Source organism: Tateyamaria sp. syn59 (assembly GCF_007995245.1).
GTDB lineage: Bacteria > Pseudomonadota > Alphaproteobacteria > Rhodobacterales > Rhodobacteraceae > Tateyamaria.
In genome coordinates, this window is record NZ_VCBA01000002.1 from 102,152 (window position 1) to 119,917 (window position 17,766).

14 protein-coding genes are annotated in these 17,766 nt (G+C 63.0%); 7 read left to right on the plus strand and 7 right to left on the minus strand.

Features of this window, described 5'->3' with window-relative positions:
• The first annotated feature begins 2 nt into the window (after positions 1-2).
• Positions 3-1,214 carry a multidrug effflux MFS transporter gene (locus FD715_RS03810; protein ID WP_223274726.1) on the plus strand — a complete coding sequence of 404 codons (1,212 nt, stop codon included), beginning with the start codon at positions 3-5 and terminating at the stop codon, positions 1,212-1,214.
• On the opposite strand, the gene mfd is transcribed toward FD715_RS03810, so the two are convergent.
• Both mfd and FD715_RS03820 read right to left on the minus strand, forming a co-directional pair.
• Complete coding sequence (gene mfd / locus FD715_RS03815) at positions 1,211-4,672, minus strand: transcription-repair coupling factor (protein WP_147105503.1); 3,462 nt, start codon at positions 4,670-4,672, stop codon at positions 1,211-1,213. The genes FD715_RS03810 and mfd overlap by 4 nt on opposite strands.
• Before the next feature lie 57 nt (positions 4,673-4,729).
• Positions 4,730-5,257 (minus strand): component of SufBCD complex, encoded by a 528-nt coding sequence (locus FD715_RS03820; RefSeq protein ID WP_147105506.1) that lies wholly within the window; start codon positions 5,255-5,257, stop codon positions 4,730-4,732.
• A gap of 146 nt (positions 5,258-5,403) precedes the next feature.
• Between FD715_RS03820 and FD715_RS03825 the strand changes: the two genes are divergently transcribed.
• From FD715_RS03825 to FD715_RS03835, 3 genes are all read left to right on the plus strand, one after another.
• Positions 5,404-5,637: a hypothetical protein gene (locus FD715_RS03825; protein ID WP_147105509.1), complete on the plus strand. Its 234-nt coding sequence runs from the start codon at positions 5,404-5,406 to the stop codon at positions 5,635-5,637.
• Positions 5,638-5,687: 50 nt separating this feature from the next.
• Positions 5,688-6,698, plus strand: a complete 1,011-nt coding sequence (gene hemB, locus FD715_RS03830) for a porphobilinogen synthase (RefSeq protein WP_147105512.1) — start codon at positions 5,688-5,690, stop codon at positions 6,696-6,698.
• Positions 6,699-6,940: 242 nt separating this feature from the next.
• Entirely contained in the window at positions 6,941-7,507 is a 567-nt protein-coding gene (locus tag FD715_RS03835; protein ID WP_147105515.1) for a YSC84-related protein, read from the plus strand.
• A 243-nt stretch (positions 7,508-7,750) separates the two neighbouring features.
• Here the strand turns inward: FD715_RS03835 and FD715_RS03840 are convergent, their stop codons facing one another.
• Positions 7,751-8,623, minus strand: coding sequence for an NAD(P)-dependent oxidoreductase (locus FD715_RS03840; RefSeq protein ID WP_147105518.1), 873 nt, complete (start codon positions 8,621-8,623; stop codon positions 7,751-7,753).
• A 108-nt stretch (positions 8,624-8,731) separates the two neighbouring features.
• On the opposite strand from FD715_RS03840, the gene FD715_RS03845 reads away from it, so the two are divergent.
• From FD715_RS03845 to FD715_RS03855, 3 genes are all read left to right on the plus strand, one after another.
• On the plus strand, positions 8,732-11,197 hold the full coding sequence (locus tag FD715_RS03845) for a penicillin acylase family protein (RefSeq protein WP_147105523.1): 2,466 nt from the start codon (positions 8,732-8,734) through the stop codon (positions 11,195-11,197).
• Positions 11,194-11,739 (plus strand): pseudouridine synthase, encoded by a 546-nt coding sequence (locus FD715_RS03850; RefSeq protein WP_147105526.1) that lies wholly within the window; start codon positions 11,194-11,196, stop codon positions 11,737-11,739. The genes FD715_RS03845 and FD715_RS03850 overlap by 4 nt, the downstream gene beginning before the upstream one ends.
• Positions 11,740-11,802: 63 nt before the next feature.
• Positions 11,803-13,179, plus strand: coding sequence for a pentapeptide repeat-containing protein (locus tag FD715_RS03855; RefSeq protein WP_147105528.1), 1,377 nt, complete (start codon positions 11,803-11,805; stop codon positions 13,177-13,179).
• On the opposite strand, the gene hflX is transcribed toward FD715_RS03855, so the two are convergent.
• The 4 genes from hflX to trkA form a co-directional block, all read right to left on the minus strand.
• A complete protein-coding gene (gene hflX / locus FD715_RS03860; protein WP_147105531.1) occupies positions 13,176-14,447 on the minus strand; it encodes a GTPase HflX in 1,272 nt (423 codons plus the stop codon). The two genes, FD715_RS03855 and hflX, sit on opposite strands and share 4 nt — an antisense overlap.
• Positions 14,447-14,686: an RNA chaperone Hfq gene (gene hfq, locus FD715_RS03865; RefSeq protein ID WP_007119530.1), complete on the minus strand. Its 240-nt coding sequence runs from the start codon at positions 14,684-14,686 to the stop codon at positions 14,447-14,449. The genes hflX and hfq overlap by 1 nt, the downstream gene beginning before the upstream one ends.
• Positions 14,687-14,815: 129 nt before the next feature.
• Complete coding sequence (locus tag FD715_RS03870) at positions 14,816-16,363, minus strand: TrkH family potassium uptake protein (protein WP_147105534.1); 1,548 nt, start codon at positions 16,361-16,363, stop codon at positions 14,816-14,818.
• The gene (gene trkA, locus FD715_RS03875; RefSeq protein WP_147105537.1) at positions 16,363-17,739 is read right to left on the minus strand and encodes a Trk system potassium transporter TrkA; all 1,377 of its coding nucleotides are present in this window, start codon (positions 17,737-17,739) and stop codon (positions 16,363-16,365) included. The genes FD715_RS03870 and trkA overlap by 1 nt, the downstream gene beginning before the upstream one ends.
• Positions 17,740-17,766: the final 27 nt, after the last annotated feature.

Below are 17,766 nucleotides of genomic sequence, written 5' to 3' on the forward strand. Positions count from 1 at the left end.
CCTTGACCGAACCAGAGGGACAAAGACTGGGCAAACCAGAATTCATCGCCCTCATGGCGATGATGTTTGCGACCATTGCGTTCTCCATTGACGCAATGCTGCCGGCGCTGCCTGCAATCGCGAACGACATCGCACCGGGCGGCGTGGCGCAAGCTGCGCTGGTGATGACCTTTTTCGTCATCGGCATGGGGGCTGGTACGTTTTTTACCGGTCCGCTGTCGGATGCCATAGGTCGCAAGCCCGTCGTCTACCTGGGTCTCGCCGTCTATGCGGTAGGTGCCGTGCTGAGCTGGTTGGCGCCCACGCTCGAATTGATGCTCGCCGCGCGCGTGTTGCAGGGTCTGGGTGCGGCTGGGCCGCGTGTCGTGTCTGCTGCGATCATCCGTGACCTCTATTCCGGGCGGGCCATGGCCAGCATCCTGTCGCTGACGATGATGGTGTTCCTGCTGGTGCCTGCCATTGCGCCACTTCTGGGCAAAATCATCATGGACGCCGCCGGATGGCGCGCCATCTTCCCGGCCTTCCTGATCTTTGCACTGGTTTTGTTGGTCTGGTTTGGCGTCCGCGTGTCCGAAACACTGCCAAGGCAACACCGTCGCCCCCTGCGCTGGCCGCTGATGGTCGACGCCGTGCGCCAGATGTTCGCCAACCGGACGGTTCGGCTGTCGATCTATGTGCAGACCTTGATGCTGATGATCCTGTTTTCGATCCTGACAATGGTCCAGCCGATCTTCGAAGTCTCGTTTGACCGGGCTGAAACCTTCCCGATGTGGTTTGGCGCGATTGCACTGGCGTCGGGCATTTCCAGCCTGCTCAATGCCGCTATCGTTGGGCGGTTCGGCATGCGCAGACTGGTGACATGGGCGCTCACAGCGCAGGTTGTCATCTCGACCGTTTTCGTGATGTGGATGGTCGCTGATATGCCGGGATTGTTCTGGTTCTACATCTTCTGGCAGTGGGGCGTTATGTTCCAAGGCGGGCTTACGGTGGCGAACCTGAACGCTATCGCGATGGAGCCGATGGGCCACATCGCAGGCATGGCCGCTTCCGTCATTGGTGCCGTGTCGACTGTGCTGGGCGCCGCCCTCGCCTCGCCCATCGGGCTGATGTTTGACGGCACGCCGATGGCGCTTGTCGCGACAGTGCTGATTGCCTGCATCATCGCATCCGTGCTCATGCAACAGATGCGCCGCGCGGAAGAGGCCGTGGCCTAGCCCACCTGCGCCTTTGCCCTTTTCTTCTGCGCGACTACCTTCTCTGCCAGATCGCGCGCAATCGCGAACGCGCCTTTGATCTTGTCGCTGTCCTTGGCCCAATCCCGGCGCACGACGATCTTGTTGTCCTTGACCTTGGCCATGCCGCGCTGATCCTGGATGAATTCGACCAGACCCTGCGGCGAGGCAAACTTATCATTGTGGAATTGAAGCGTCGCGCCCTTTGGCCCGCCATCCAGCTTCGCGATCCCGGCCCGCTTGCACATCGCCTTGATGCGCACGACCAGCATCAGCGTGTTCACCTCCTTGGGCAACTTGCCAAACCGGTCGATCAACTCAGCCGCAAAGCCCTCCAGCTCCACCTTCGTGCTCAATTCCGACAGACGCCGGTACAGACCCAGCCGCACGTCCAGATCGGGCACGTAATCTTCCGGGATCAGCACCGGCACACCCAGATTGATCTGCGGCGCCCACTGACCGTCATCGTCCGTGAGGCCTTCCATCTCGCCCGCCTTGATCTTGCCAATCGCCTCTTCGAGCATCGATTGGTAGAGCTCAAAGCCCACATCCCGCATCTGACCCGACTGCTCTTCGCCCAGCAAGTTCCCGGCCCCGCGAATGTCCAGATCCTGCGACGCCAGCGTAAACCCAGCCCCCAGCGTATCGAGCGAACCGAGCACACGCAGCCGCTTCTCCGCCGTCGTGGTCAGCTTGGCGCGCGGCTTCGTCGTCAGATAGGCATACGCCCGCGTCTTCGACCGCCCCACACGCCCCCGTATCTGGTAAAGCTGCGCCAGACCAAACATATCAGCCCGATGCACGACCATCGTGTTCGCCGTCGGAATATCCAGACCACTTTCCACAATGGTCGTCGCCAATAGCACATCGAACTTGCCGTCATAAAAGGCGTTCATGCGGTCATCCAACTCACCCGCCGCCATCTGCCCATGGGCCACGACATAAGTCAGCTCCGGCAACTGCTCCTTCAGGAACTCCTCGATCTCCGGCAGGTCGCTGATGCGCGGCACGACATAAAAACTCTGCCCACCACGATAATGCTCGCGCAACAAAGCCTCGCGAATAGTCACCGCATCAAATTCGGACACATATGTCCGGATCGCCAACCGATCCACGGGCGGTGTGCCGATGATCGACAGATCGCGCACGCCCGTCAGGCTCAATTGCAAAGTCCGCGGAATGGGGGTCGCCGTCAGCGTCAGCACATGCACGTCCGACCGCATCTGCTTCAGACGCTCCTTGTGGCCCACACCAAACTTCTGTTCCTCATCAATCACAAGCAAGCCGAGGTTCTGAAACCGTACGCCCTTGGCCAGCAGCGCATGGGTGCCCACAACAATATCCGCCGTCCCCCTCGCCATGCCATCGCGCGCGGACGCCGCCTCCTTCGCGCTGACAAAACGGCTGAGTTGCCGCACCTCGATGGGAAAGCCACGGAACCGCTCGGCAAAACTCTTGTAATGCTGCCGCGCAAGCAAGGTCGTGGGCGCAATGACCGCCACCTGCACGCCCGACATCGCCGCAACAAAGGCCGCGCGCATCGCCACCTCGGTCTTGCCGAAACCCACATCGCCACAAATCAGCCGGTCCATCGGCTGACCCGCGGTCAGATCCTCCATAACGGCGGCAATGGCGTTCAACTGATCATCGGTCTCCTGATACGGGAACCGCGCGGCAAAGGCGTCCCACATCCCCGGCGGCGGCTCCAGAATGGGCGCCTTGCGCAAGGCACGCTCCGCCGCGATACGGATCAACCGATCCGCCATCTCGCGAATGCGCTCTTTCAGCTTGGCTTTCTTGGCCTGCCACGCACCACCGCCCAACCGATCGAGCAAGCCCTCTTCATGGCCATACTTCGACAGCAGCTCGATATTCTCGACCGGCAGGTACAGCTTCGACCGTTCCGCATATTCCAGCAGCAGGCACTCGTGGGCTGCACCGGCAGCGGTGACCACCTCCATCCCCTGATACCGGCCAATCCCGTGATCCACATGAACCACCAGATCGCCCGGAGACAGCGACTGCGTCTCGGTCAGAAAGTTTTCAGCCCGGCGCTTCTTCTTCGGCTGACGGATCAACCGATCCCCCAATACGTCCTGCTCGGAAATCACCGTCAGGCCCGGCGCTTCAAACCCGTGTTCCAGCGCCCAGACCGCCAGATGCAGACCCCGTTTGCCGATGCGGGTCGCGTTCGGGATCGGAATGACCTCGGCCAACCCCTCATCCTCAATCAGCCCCGTCAGCCGCTCGCGCGCACCTTCTGAATAGCTGGCGATGACAACCGGCCCACTCGCCATCTTCGCTTTAACATGCGACGCCAAAGCACCGAAAAGGCTTATGGATTCCTGTTGTCGTTCGGGCGAAAAATTGCGCCCGATCCGCCCGCCCGCATCGGTGACACCCAGCCCGGTCGCCTGCGGCAACTGGGCAAGGGACAGCACGCGGAACCCGGCCACGGCAGCCTCCCACGCGGCATCGTCCAGATACAGACCTTGCGGCTTCGCCGGCTTGTACACCGTGTCCATCTTGGACCGATTTTCCATGGCGAGCCGCCGGGTTTCATACTGGTCTTCAATGCTCTCCCACCGCGCCAGCCGCGCAGGTGTGACCTGATCATCCAGCGTGATCGTTGCACCGGGCAAATAGTCAAACAGCGTATCAAGCCCATCATGGAACAACGGCAACCAGTGCTCGGCCCCCTGGTGCTTGCGCCCCGCACTCACTGCCTCATACAGCGGATCATCCGTGCCCGCCGCGCCAAACTCCAACCGGTAATTCTGCCGAAACCGCGTGATCGCCGCCTCGTCCAAAATAACCTCGGACACGGGCGCCAGTTCGATCACATCCAGCTTCTCGGTCGTCCGCTGGGTCGCAGGATCAAACCGCCGCGCGCCGTCCAGCACATCGCCAAACAGATCGAGGCGCACCGGGCCCAGATCACCGGGGGGGTAGATGTCGATGATCCCGCCGCGAATGGCGTAATCCCCAGGCTCCATCACTGTCGGGCTTTGCACAAACCCCATGCGCACTAGGAAATTGCGCAAGCCCGCCTCGTCCACCCTGTTGCCCACGGTGGCCGAAAACGCGGCCTCCCGCAGCAGCGCCCGCGCCGGAACGCGCTGCGTCGCTGCATTCAGCGTGGTCAGCAGCACGAACTGTTCGGGCATCCCATGCACGAGTGCCGCCAGCGTTGCCATCCGCTGGGCCGAGATGTCGGCATTGGGCGAGACGCGATCGTATGGCAGGCAATCCCAGCCCGGAAACACGAGAACCGGCATGTCCGGCGCGAAAAACCGCAAGGCGGCCTGCATCGCCGCCAGCCGTTTGTCATCACGGGCCACGTGGCAGACGGCGCTGCCCTTGGCGATCTCGTCAAGGATCAGGCGGGCGTCAAACCCTTCGGGCGCGCCGGATACGGTGATGTGTTGGGCGTTCGGCATAGATCAGCAGATGTTCGGGAACCAAGGACGCGTAACTTGGCCCTTTCGCCCCGACTGTCAACCGGCGAAGGGTCCGACAGCGAGGTTTTGGTACATCCCCCACAGCGCAGTGACAAAGATCGACACCATCCCGATGGCCTGCACAATGGTGCGGTGCCGGGTCAGGCGGCGCCACAGCGCCTCTCCGGTGGCGTCCTCGTCCCGGATCAGCCGCGCCGTGGACAGGTTCAGCACACCCACGATGCTCATAGGAAAGCCCAACAGGAACACAGCCTGCGCAAATTCGACCCCATAGACAAAGCCCAGCAGGATCAGCCCGGTCATCAGGAAACAGCCGATGCCCAGCAGCCAAAGCCCCGACACCGCGCCGATAAACAGCAACCGGTTCGTGTTGATGCGGATCAGGTCCTCAAGGTCCTCCGCCGCCTGCCCTCCATGCCGTCGCGCCCGCGCCACCATGTCATAGGGCACACCCAGCACCCAATGGCTGGCCGTCGACCACACCACGGCGAGCGCAATCCAGAACCACAAGTTCGAGAACGAGCGCATGTCGATCAGCTCGAAAATGGTGTCGTACCAGTCCACGCCTGTCCTGTCGCCCGTCCGCGGGGTCGTCTTGCCTCGGTTGGCGCCCCTCTTAGCGCGCGCACATCGCAGTGCCTAGACACCTCCTACCGAAAAAAATTAGCGTCAACATGTGCAGCACGCAAAACACGATGGAACCGACGACCATGAAAGAGATTTCACCGGGTTTCTTTGAGAAGATTGGCCATCTGCGATCCGGGATAAGATCAATGTACCGGGTATCGGCCGGTGTCGATCTGATCCACAGCGGTGACAAAGACTTGCCCATCGCGCTGAAATTGCAGTCCACTGCCGGTGCGCAATACCACCTATTGAGGCGAGAGGAGGCGCTGGCACTCGCAGCCGCTCTGGTGGAGCTAGCTGAACGAGACCTTGCCTGACCGCAAGGTTCATGCCACCCATGCACTGTCACTCAAACTGGACACCTGCCATGCGCCCGACCCAAGCCTCGTTCCCCGCCACCCGCCTGCGCCGCACCCGTCAAAGCCCTGCGGTGCGCGGCATGGTCCGGCAAAACACGCTGACGGTCGATGACTTCATCTGGCCTGTGTTTGTCCGCAGCGGCGAAGGGATCGAAGAGCCCATCCCCTCCATGCCTGGCGTCGTCCGCCGCTCGGTCGACAAGGTGGTTGAAGCCGCGCGCGAAGCCGCCGATCTAGGCATCCCCGCCATCTGCATCTTCCCCTATACCGGGCTCGAGGACCGGACCGAGGATTGCGCAGGCGCTTGGGACCCCGAAAACCACGCCAACCGCGCCATCCGCGCCATCAAAGAGGCCGTGCCAGAGATCGCGATCATGACCGACGTCGCCCTCGACACTTACAACATCAACGGCCACGACGGCTTTGTCGAAAATGGCGAGATCGTAAATGACCGCTCGGTCGAGGCACTGGTCAAAATGGCGCTCAGCCAGGCCGAGGCAGGCGCCGACATCATCGGCCCCTCTGACATGATGGACGGCCGCATCGGCGCCATCCGCACCGCACTGGAAGGCGCAGGCCACCAGAACGTCATGATCCTCAGCTACGCCGCCAAATACGCTTCGGCCTTCTACGGCCCGTTCCGCGACGCGGTGGGCGCATCGGGCGCACTGACGGGCGACAAGAAAACCTACCAGATGGATCCGGCCAACTCCGACGAAGCCCTGCGGCTCATCGAACGGGACCTCACCGAAGGCGCCGACATGGTCATGGTCAAACCCGGCCTGCCCTATCTCGACATCTGCCGCCTGGTGAAGGACACGTTCGGAGCGCCCACCTTCGCCTACCAGGTGTCGGGTGAATACGCGATGATCGAAGCGGCCAGCGCCAACGGCTGGGTCGACCACGACCGGGTAATGATGGAAAGCCTGATGGCGTTCAAACGGGCCGGGTGTGACGGGATCCTGACCTATTTCGCGCCAGCGGCGGCGAGGTTGCTGCACGCGGGCAAGTCCGCCTAAACGCCGAGGGCTCCGCCCATTCGCAGGCGAAACGCCGCCCCACGGCGTTTCCGGGAAGCCTGCGAATTCCCTGTTTCAAAAAAATCCCGGGGGAGGCGCAGCCGGGGGCAGAGCCCCCAAAAACCACGGCAGAAACCCGCGCAGCCCATCCTCCATAGTGACAGATCGCCCCAATCGGCGTATATCTGCCCACGAGGCCCGGAGAAACCGGGCACAAACAAGAGCAACACAGGCGGTTCAAAATGAAATCGAACGGAATCTCGCGGCGTGCCTTCGCCGCAGGGGCGCTTGCTGGCACGGGGCTGCTGGCAGCATGTGGGAATGGCGTGGGCAGCAGCGGCGGGTCCGTGATCGACGCGCGCGTCGATGCCACGCTGGACGAGATGTTTCGCAGCTACCCCAACACGGTGCAGCTCGCCGAAAAGGCAAATGGCATGCTCATCATGCCGCTGGTGACCGAAGCCGGGTTCGTCTTCGGTGGCTCCTACGGGCGCGGTGCCCTGCGGGTCAACAACGTCACGGTTGACTACTATTCCGTGGTCAAGGGCTCCGGCGGTCTGCAAATTGGTGCCCAGCAATCGGCCCATGTCCTGTTCTTCATGACCGAAGAAGCACTGAGCGAGTTCCGCCGCAGCCCCGGTTGGGCCGCAGGGGCGGACCTGGAATATGTCGTGTCGGGCGAAGGCGACAGCGTGGCAGCGGACACCACAACGGCCCTGTCGCCAGTCTTGGCAGCGGTTTTCGCCCGCGCGGGCTTGCGCATCGGCGCAACGCTCGAAGGGACGAAGTACACCCGCATCATTCCCTAGTGCGGCTGCGCAGGCAGACGCACGAAGTGGCAAAGGTAGCTTTTTCAAAGAAAAAGCTGCCAGCCACACCGTGGAGCACCTGGGCGCAGCACGAGAACGGCTGCGCATTTAGGCGCGCTGCGGAAAGACAGCCATTTCCCACAAAAGCTATCAGCCACGCCCCAAAGCACCTGGGCGCAACCCCAAATGGGTCGGTGGGCGGGCGCCTTTGCGCAGCAAACAGAGCCGCCCACCGACAAAACCCTACCCGATGGTCCGCAACCGCTTGAACAGGCTCGACGTATCCCAGCGCCCGCCGCCCATCTTCTGCACATCCTTGTAGAACTGATCGACCAGCGCCGTCACCGGCAGGCTCGCGCCGTTCTCGTCAGCGGTATCCAGACAAATCCCCAGATCCTTGCGCATCCAGTCCGTGGCAAAGCCGTGATCAAAATGATCGTCCAGCATCGTCTCATACCGGTTCGACATCTGCCACGACCCGGCAGCACCTTGGCTGATCACCTCAACCACCGCACGCCCGTCCAGACCCGCTTTCTCGGCAAAATGCAGCGCCTCGGCCAAGCCCTGAACAACACCCGCAATGGCAATCTGGTTGCACATCTTGGTCATCTGCCCCGCACCGCTCTCGCCAATGCGACGGCACAGCTTGGCATAGGCCTGCATGATCGGCTCAGCGCGGGCATACGCGCCCTGATCCCCACCACACATGATCGACAACTGGCCGTTCTCGGCTCCCGCCTGCCCACCTGAAATCGGCGCATCCACAAAACTGATCTGCGCCGCATCCGCCGCGGCATAAAGCTCGGCCGTCACCTTGGCCGACACCGTGGTATGGTCCACGAAAACAGTGCCGCTGCCCATCCCGGCAAAGGCACCGTCTTCGCCCAGGCAGACCGAGCGCAGATCATCATCATTGCCCACACAGGCCATCACGAAATCGGCACCTTCAGCCGCCGCACGCGGGGTGCGGGCCATCGCACCGCCATGCTCGCTGACCCAGTCCTGCGCCTTGGCCGCCGTGCGGTTGTAAACCGTCACCTCGTGGCCCGCCTTCAACAGATGCCCCGCCATGGGTGCGCCCATCACACCCATCCCCAGAAATGCCAGCTTTGCCATCCGTGATCGCTCCTCGTGTTTTGCGCTGCCTCTGGCTTGCGCTTCCGTCTCCGCCTACCTAACAGTCGTGGCCCAAGGGTCAACGCGCGACGATAAGGGCGACACGGCATGGCAGTAGTCTTTCAATGGCTGGTACGGCTCACGGCGGCATTGATCGTGCTGGCCGTGCTGGCAGTTGGCATGGTCTACTATCTCGCCTCCCGCTCGCTGCCCAATTACGACGCCCGCGTGCGCGTGCCAGCCATCTCCGCCCCGGTCGAGATCGTGCGCGATAACGCCAACGTCCCCCACATCTTTGGGCAAACGGACACCGATGTGTTCCACGGCCTCGGCTTCGCCCACGCCCAAGACCGGCTGTGGCAAATGATGATGCTGCGGCGCACCGCACAAGGGCGGTTGAGCGAGCTTTTCGGCACCACTACGGTCGATGTCGATAGTTTCATCCGCCGCCTCGACATCTACCGCCTGTCGGTCCAATCGGTAGACGCCCAAGACGCTGACTCCCGCGCCGCGCTCGAGGCTTACGCCTCCGGCGTGAACGCCCGCCTCGACCAGATCAATGCCGAGGCACTGGGGCGCGGTGCGCCGGAAATGTTCCTCTTCAACACGCCGCTCGCCCCCTGGCGCCCCGCCGACAGCATCGCGGTGGCCAAGCTCATGGGCCTGCAACTCTCCGGCCATCTGAGCGAAGAGGTGCTGCGCGCCCGCATGTCGCTCGCACTCGACGATCCCGCGCGGCTCGCCGACATCCTGCCGGATGTCCCGGGCGAAGGCGTCGCCAGCCTGCCTGAATACGCATCTCTGGTGCCGGGCGTTGAGACTGACTTTGCCGCTGTTGAGCCCGAACCGCACCCGCTTTCGCCCTTCCGCCCGCGCGGCTTTGCAGGGGCCTCCAACGCCTGGGCCGCCGCCGCTGCCCGCTCGGCCTCGGGCGGCACACTTCTGGCCAATGACCCGCATCTGGGCTTTTCCGCCCCCGCCATCTGGTATCTCGCCCGGCTCGAACTGCAAACGGGCGGCGTCATCGGCGGCACGATCCCAGGCATGCCAGTGGTGCTGACAGGCCGCTCCGACCTGCTCGGCTGGGGGCTGACCACGGCCTATGTCGATGATCAGGACGTGTTCATCGAGGAACTGAACCCCGACAATATCGGACAGTACCGCACGCCAACGGGCTGGAAGGATTTTGAGACCCGTGACTCCATCCTAGAAATCGCGGATCAGGACCCGGTCACGCTCACCCTGCGCTGGACGGACAACGGCCCCGTCCTGCCGGGCAGCGTCCGCAGTCTCGGCACGGTCACACCGCCCGGCCACGTCGCCGCACTCAGCTGGACGGTGCTCAGCCCCAACGACACCTCACTCAGCGCGGCCCTCGGGATCATGAAAGCCCAGAACGTGGCAGAGGCGATCACCGCAGGTGAACGCTACATCGCCCCGGCCCAGAACATCACCCTCGTCGATCGCAGTTCGATCGCCATGAAAACCATCGGCGCGGTGCCCAACCGCAACACCGCACATCAAAGCCAGGGGCGCATGCCATCACTGGGCTGGCGGCCCGAGAACCGCTGGCAGGGCCGTATGCCCTACACCTCGAACCCCGGCTTTGTGTCACCGGTGGGCGGCATCCTCGGCAACACCAACAACAAGACGGTCGACCGCCCCTTCCCCAACCACATCAGCTTCACCTGGGGCGACACCCAGCGAGTGCAACGCTGGCGCAGGCTGATGCAGGCGCGCGAGGTCCACACCCGCGACAGCTTCATCGAAGCACAGCTCGACACGGTCAGCTTCACCGCCCGCTCGCTCCTGCCCCTCATCGGGGCCGAGCTGTGGTTCACCGGCGAAGCCGCCCCCGCAGGCACGCCCGAACGCCAGCGCCAGCGCGCGCTTGCCCTGCTCGCTGAATGGAATGGCGAGATGAACGAACACTGGCCCGAACCGCTGATCTACGCCGCCTGGCTGCGCAAGCTGCAAGACCGGCTCATCCGGGACGAACTCGGCCCCATGGCCGACACGCTCACCCACCCCGAACCGCTCTTCATCGAACGTGTGTTCCGCAATGTCGACGGGGCCGCGATCTGGTGCGACGTCCGCCAATCGGCCCCGGTAGAGACCTGCGCCGACATGGCCCGCCTCGCCCTCGATGACGCGCTCCTCGACATCAACGAAACCTGGGGCAGCCAACTGGAAAGCCTGCGCTGGGGGGACGCACACCAGGCCACCCACGACCACCAGGTGCTGGGCGACGTGCCGATCCTGCGCTACTTCGTCAACATCCGCCAAAGCACATCGGGCGGCGACAACACACTCCTGCGCGGGCTGACCCAAGGCACGGGCCCCGACCCGTTCCACAACGTCCACGGCGCGGGCTACAGGGGCGTCTACGACTTCGCCGACCCCAACTCCTCGGTCTTCGTGATCTCGACAGGACAGTCCGGCCACTTCCTGTCACGACACTACGACGATCTGGCACAACTCTGGCGTCGCGGCGAATACATCCCCATGTCACTCGACGAAGGGCTCGCACGGGCCGCCGCGGTCGGCATCACACGGCTCGAACCACTCCAGTGACGACGGTCCTCTTCAACAAACCCTACGGCGTGCTCTCGCAGTTCACCGACAAGGGGACCGAAAGCTCCCCGCGCCCGACGCTCTCCAACTACATCGACCAACCCGGCGTCTACGCCGCAGGCCGCCTCGACCGCGACAGCGAAGGGCTGATGGTGCTGACCAGCGACGGTCGGCTACAGGCCAAGATCGCGCACCCAAAGTACAAAGCGCCCAAAACCTACTGGGCCCAGGTGGAAGGAACCATCACCGAAGACGCCCTTACACACCTCCGCATCGGCATCACGCTAAAGGACGGGCCCACCAAACCGGCCAAAGCACGGGCCATCGCACCACCCGACATCTGGGACCGCGATCCACCCATCCGGGTCCGCAAATCCGTCCCCGACAGCTGGCTGGAACTGACGCTCACCGAAGGACGCAACCGACAGGTCCGGCGCATGACGGCGCATGTGGGGTTTCCTACGCTCAGGCTCATCCGTGTCCGGATCGGAGAGTGGGAGCTGGGTAATCTCAAACCGGGCCAGTGGCGCGCGCTCAGCTAACGGACTTGCCCGAACCGATCGTTCCCGCCTAGGCTGTGGGTATTGCACCCAAAGCCATAAACCATGAAACGCCTGCCCCTGATCCTGTCATGCCTGTTTTGCGCCGCGCTTGGCTTCGGCCTCAGCGCTGCCCTGCAGAACGAAGGCATCGCGCTGGCCGGGCTGTGCATCACCCTGATCGCAATATGGACGGGCTACAGGCTGGTGCAGCGCTGGGTGCGCAAGACACTCGACGCAAAGGACACCTTGACCGAAACCGAGATTATCACCAGCCTTGTCGACCATTTCACCACACCGAACGGCACCAAAAACCCGACGCCCGAGGATCGGAGGCACGCGGCTTTGGTCAACCTGGGCCTCTGGCTCGCCCGGCGCGAAGCGGTGCAGTTTTCCTTCAACGCGACGGTCACTGTTGTGGGCGGGCTCGTGGGCGCGGCGACGCTGTTCCTGCTGTACGAACAGAACCAGAAGTTCGACATCCAGAACCAGCGCATCACGCTCCAGACCGACGCCAACATCACCCAAAGCCTGCTTCTTGAAAGTGCGCGCCGCGCGGCACTGTCCGAGGATCTCACGCAACTGCTGACAGACATCCGATCAATCACCGATGCGGACACCGAATACCCGAACTGTCTGGACTCGGCCGAAGCCCCCTGTTGGGTGGTCGCCAACGAAAACGCGCCGCTCGGCGCGCGCAGCAACCTTGTGCTGCCCGAAGCCCTGCGTGCCGAGATATCGGGTTTTCTGGTCCGCAACACGCCCTACATCCTGGCACAATCCAAGGGCGGCGCGATCAACTTCGACGCGCCCCTGCGCGGGCAATTCGACTTTCCTACGCTCAGCCCGGAACGGGGTCAGGTGCTGCAGGCACTGGTGGCCGGCAGTGTCAGTCTTCAAGGGTTCGATTTTTCCTCCGCCCAGGTCCAGGGCGCGGACCTCAGCGCCGGAGACCTGGTGTCTGCCAACCTGTTCCAGGCAGATTTCCGCAACTCGATCCTGGGCAACGCGAATTTCACATCCTCGAACCTGATCGGGGCTGACCTGGAAGACGCCGTGCTGTTCAACGCCCGTCTTGACCGCACCAACCTGAGCCACGCCAACCTGACCAAAGCCTCGCTCAATCAGGCCATGATGGAAGAGGTCAACCTCGAGAGCGCAAATCTGTCGAACACAGATCTCTCCGGTGCCCGGTTGCGCGGCGCACGTCTGGACCAGGCAGGCCTGTTTGACACCCAGCTCACAGCCGCAGATCTCACGGATGTTGATGTATCGAACACGGACCTCTCAAGCGCCTGGGCGTGGGCCGATGCACCCCCGGACGGTCTGGCGGACCTCTCCGCGATAGACCTGTGCGTGTACGAGGGGAACCTGCGCCGCGTCAGCCTGTTTTCGCTGGACCGACGCTTCAAGCCGGACCCTTGCGTGCCGCCCGACAACTAAAGACCGTCGAACCGCGCCTTCTGGATCGCCGTCCAGCGCACATCGAACTCGAAGCCGTCCTCGCCCTGCCGCTCGGCCTGCACCACGTCCTGTTCGAACAACCACGCCCGCTTGCGGCCCTCGGCATAGGGCAACAGCAGCGTCTCCTCGCTCACGCTACCTTGCAAGGTCGCGGCCACATCGGCCAGCAGCGCGTCAATCCCCTCGCCCGTGATGGCCGACATGGCAAACACGCCTTCATCCCGCTCCGCCCGCGCGCGGGCCGCATCGGCCTCCTCTTCGGGCAGCAGGTCAATCTTGTTCCAGACCTCGACCATCTCGCGGCCCTCGCCCACGCCCAGATCGCTCAGGATGGTGCGGACGTCCTCGGCCTGCGCCTCCGTCTCGGGGTGCGAAATGTCGCGGACATGCAGGATGACGTCAGCGGCCAGCACCTCTTCCAGGGTCGCCCGGAACGCCGCCACCAGTTCCGTCGGCAGGGCCGAGATGAAACCGACCGTGTCCGACAGGATGATCTCAGGCCCGTTTTCCAACTCCACCCGGCGCATGGTCGGGTCCAGCGTGGCAAAGAGCATGTCCTTGGCCATCACATCGGCACCGGTCAGCCGGTTGAACAGCGTCGACTTGCCCGCGTTGGTGTAGCCCACAAGCGCCACGATGGGATACGGCACCTTGGCCCGTGCCGCGCGGTGCAACGTCCGTGTCTTGACCACCTTGTCCAACTGCCGACGCAGGCGCACAAGCTGCGTGTCGATGGCGCGCCGGTCCGCCTCGATCTGTGTCTCACCGGGACCACCGACAAAACCCAGACCACCACGCTGACGTTCCAGGTGGGTCCAGGCGCGCACCAGCCGCGTCCGCTGATAGCTGAGTGCTGCCATCTCGACCTGCAACACACCCTCGCGTGTGGCCGCACGGTCGGAAAAGATTTCAAGGATCAACCCCGTCCGGTCCAGCAATTTGACCTTCCAGGCTTTTTCCAGGTTGCGCTGCTGCACAGGCGTGACGGGTCCGTCGATCAGAACCAGCTCAACCTCGGCATCGTGCAAACGTTCTGCCAACTCTTCAATCTTGCCCGACCCAAACAGCAGCCCTGCCTGCGGGCGCGGCAATGGCACGATCTCACTGCCCACGACCTCCAACTCGGGCAAGGCATGGGCCAATGACACAGCTTCGGCCAGCGCAAAGCTTGCTTCGCGCCGGTCCGGGTCGGATTTGATATCAGGATGGAGCACCCAGGCGCGGGTGAACTCCGGCATCTCACCCATCAAGAGGCGTCTTCGCCCTCATACAGGCTGATCGGCTGGCTCGGCATGATGGTCGAAATGGCGTGTTTATAGACGAGTTGGCTTTGACCATCACGGCGCAGAAGGACGCAGAAGTTGTCAAACCACGTGATAACCCCCTGCAATTTCACGCCATTGATCAGGAAAATCGTCACGGGCACCTTGGTCTTGCGCACGTGATTCAGGAATGCATCTTGTAAATTCTGTCGGTCCGAAGCCATGTCGGTTAACCCTTTTTTTCTTGCTTAGGCCTGCGGATCAGACCGTCCCTCCGGGCGGAGTATGTCGTGGGGTTTAGAAAGATTCCACCCCAAAAAACAGTCCGTTACGGACCTACCGCAAAGCCCCGCTTACCCGCGCCACAAATCCGGTGTGAAAAGGGCGATGATGGCCAGCGTCTCCAGCCGACCAAGTACCATGGCGGCCGTGAAAATGGCCTTGGCGCCCGTGTTCAACTCGGTCAGCGAGATCGGCACCTCCTTGGCCACCTCCAACAGCGGTCCCGTCGTGGACAGACCAGAGACGGCCAGCACCAGAGCAGTGTCAAAGGTCAGACCGGTCAGCGTCAGCAGAATGGTGATCAGAGCAAGGCTGAGCGCAAAGAGCATGAAAAAGATCCACGCGATAAAGGCGCCATCCTTCTGCAGCCTGCGTGCTCGCGGCCCCGCACTGCTGACAGACGACGGATGCACCAGCCGCTCCATCTCGCGCACGCCATTGCGATAAAGCGCGAAAACGCGCAGCAGCTTCACGCCCCCGGCAGTCGTCGCCACCCCGCCCCCGATCAGCGCCAGCCCCATCAGCAGCAGGCCCGGTGTCTGCAACCCCGACCATGCCTGCGCATCCACCCAATTGGCGGACGCAAAACCGGTGGTTGTCAGAAATGACATGACCGTAAACGCACTTCCCCAAAGCGCGCGGCCCGCGCTTTGCAGATCCCGCTCGGCCTCGACGTCGAAAGCGCCCAGGAAATGGCGCAGAAACAGAAAGACAGGCACGGCCAGCACCACCAGCGCACCAATCCGGAACTCCGGATCCTGCCACAGCCCGCCGGATTCCGCGGTGGTTGTGTCCGTGGAAAAGGTCAGGCGCGACAGCGCGAACAGCATGAACAGCAGCATCACCGCCTCGCCCGCGATGCCGGATCCTTCGGCAGTCAGCCCGCCCACCGGTGAAATGCCAGAGGTCGCTAGGATCGCCATCGCATGGCACAGCGCCACCAGCCCAACATCGCCCCCCACGGTGAGCAGCACCCACAAAAGCAGGGTCAGGCCCGTGTAGATTGGGACCAGCACCGACGAAACTTTCAGGACCCGCATCCGTACCTCTGCCGCGGACATGCCGATGTCGCGGCTCGCACTGCGGCCGGGCTCGGCCCGTGCTGTCACCTCGAACCCACCAAGGTTCAGCGGTGCGAGGATGGCCGACGCTGCAATCCACATCAGCAAGCCGCCCAGCCAGCCCACGATGGACCGCCACAGATGCAAGGTGCCATTCAGGCGAGACGGATCGTCAAACATCGTGGCGCCGGTGGTGGTGATCGCGCTCACCATCTCGACATAGGCGTTCAGAAAACTGGTCGTGCCCAACCCTTCATGGAATGGCACGGCAAGGATCGCGGGCAGAATGGTAAAGGCGCTGAAGAGAGATAGAAGCGGGCCAAGGGTGCCGTGGCCCGGATCACGCCCCGCATGGGCCAACCCGATCAGCGCAAAGACCACAACGCCCAGCAGCCCGGCATAAAGAAACGCGCGTGCCGCATCCAGGTCGCGCACCACACCGCCATAGACCGCAGGCACCAGCATCGCCGCCGAAAACACACCGACCAGCAGCAAAAACAGCGGCAACTGCAGAACAGACACCCAGAACGGCTGGCGAGGATGCGCCCGATCCCCCATCAGAAAAAGTCGATGGACACCTGCATCAGGCGCTCCACCTCGGGCACGTCGGTGGCAAGGGCAAAGATGGCAACGACATCGCCCTCATCGATGCGGGTCTTGCCCACGGGCCGAATGACTTCCTCGCCCTTGCGCACCGCACCCACCAGAACACCTTCGGGAAAGTCGATCTCGTTGATGATCTTGCCCGCCAGGGGCGAGGTTGACAGCACCTCGGCCTCGATCACCTCGGCATCCGCATCCCCGATGGAATAGACGGACCGCACGCGCCCATGGCGAATATGACGCAGGATCGAGGACACAGTGGTCGCCCGCGGGTTAATATAAGCATCAATGCCCAACGGCCCCATCATCGGCACCAGCGTCGGGTCGTTGATCAGGGCGATAGCATAAGGGCAGCCCTCGGACTTGGCGCGCACAGCCGCCAGCATATTGGTCTTGTCGTCGTCGGTCACGGCCAGCATCGCGTCGGCGCGGCTCACCCCCGCCTCGGCCAGCAGGTTCACATCCAGACCGTCCCCGTTCAGCACGATGGTCCGCTCCAGCCCCTCGGCCGCCAGTTCCGCGCAGCGGCGATTGCGCTCAATCACCTTGGCGCGCACACGGTTGGTCCGCTGCTCCAGCGCGCGGGCCACGGTCAGGCCAACATTGCCGCCGCCCACCAACACCACACGCTCCTGCTTGCGCATGGTCTTGCCAAAGACCTCCATTGTGCGGGGCACGTCGTCCACATGGGCAAAGACATAGGCATCGTCGCCCTCAAACAGCTGGTCCGACGCTTCGGGCGCAAACAGCGTCCCCTCGCGCCGCACACCGACCACAACCACCCGCAACGTGGAAAACAGATCGGTCAACTGCCGCAGCGGGGTATTGAGCACCGGGCAATCCGCATCCAGCGAAATGCCCAAAAGCTGCGCCTGTCCGTCCATGAACATCTCGGTGTCAAAGGACGCAGGGGCACTAAGCCGCTGCAAGGCGGCCTCCGCCACCTCCTTCTCGGGCGAGATCACGACGTCGATGGGCATGTGATCGCGGCGGTAGAGGTCGGAATAAATCGCAGTCAGATAGGACTGGCTGCGCAGCCGCGCAATCTTGCGGTTCACGCCAAAAACGGAATGGGCCACCTGGCAGGTGACCATATTCACTTCGTCCGAATAAGTGGCTGCAATGACCATATCGGCATCACGTGCACCTGCACGGTCCAACACGTCGGGATAACTGGCAAAACCCGCAACCCCTTGAACATCCAAGGTATCGGTCGCACGCCGCACCAGATCGGGGTCATTGTCGACCACCGTCACGTCGTTGCGCTCGCCCGAAAGGTGGCGGGCAATCTGCCAGCCCACCTGGCCTGCCCCGCAGATGATGACCTTCATCCATGTCCCCGTGATGACGCGCCGCAT

Excerpts from the sequence above, each read along its gene's own strand:
- hfq (WP_007119530.1), bottom strand. The coding sequence starts at position 14,686 with ATGGCTTCGGACCGACAGAATTTACAAGATGCATTCCTGAATCACGTG.
- trkA (WP_147105537.1), bottom strand. The coding sequence starts at position 17,739 with ATGAAGGTCATCATCTGCGGGGCAGGCCAGGTGGGCTGGCAGATTGCC.
- FD715_RS03870 (WP_147105534.1), bottom strand. The coding sequence starts at position 16,363 with ATGGGGGATCGGGCGCATCCTCGCCAGCCGTTCTGGGTGTCTGTTCTG.
- FD715_RS03855 (WP_147105528.1), top strand. The coding sequence starts at position 11,803 with ATGAAACGCCTGCCCCTGATCCTGTCATGCCTGTTTTGCGCCGCGCTT.
- FD715_RS03845 (WP_147105523.1), top strand. The coding sequence starts at position 8,732 with ATGGCAGTAGTCTTTCAATGGCTGGTACGGCTCACGGCGGCATTGATC.
- hflX (WP_147105531.1), bottom strand. The coding sequence starts at position 14,447 with ATGGGTGAGATGCCGGAGTTCACCCGCGCCTGGGTGCTCCATCCTGAT.
- FD715_RS03835 (WP_147105515.1), top strand. The coding sequence starts at position 6,941 with ATGAAATCGAACGGAATCTCGCGGCGTGCCTTCGCCGCAGGGGCGCTT.
- FD715_RS03825 (WP_147105509.1), top strand. The coding sequence starts at position 5,404 with ATGAAAGAGATTTCACCGGGTTTCTTTGAGAAGATTGGCCATCTGCGA.
- mfd (WP_147105503.1), bottom strand. The coding sequence starts at position 4,672 with ATGCCGAACGCCCAACACATCACCGTATCCGGCGCGCCCGAAGGGTTT.
- FD715_RS03840 (WP_147105518.1), bottom strand. The coding sequence starts at position 8,623 with ATGGCAAAGCTGGCATTTCTGGGGATGGGTGTGATGGGCGCACCCATG.
- hemB (WP_147105512.1), top strand. The coding sequence starts at position 5,688 with ATGCGCCCGACCCAAGCCTCGTTCCCCGCCACCCGCCTGCGCCGCACC.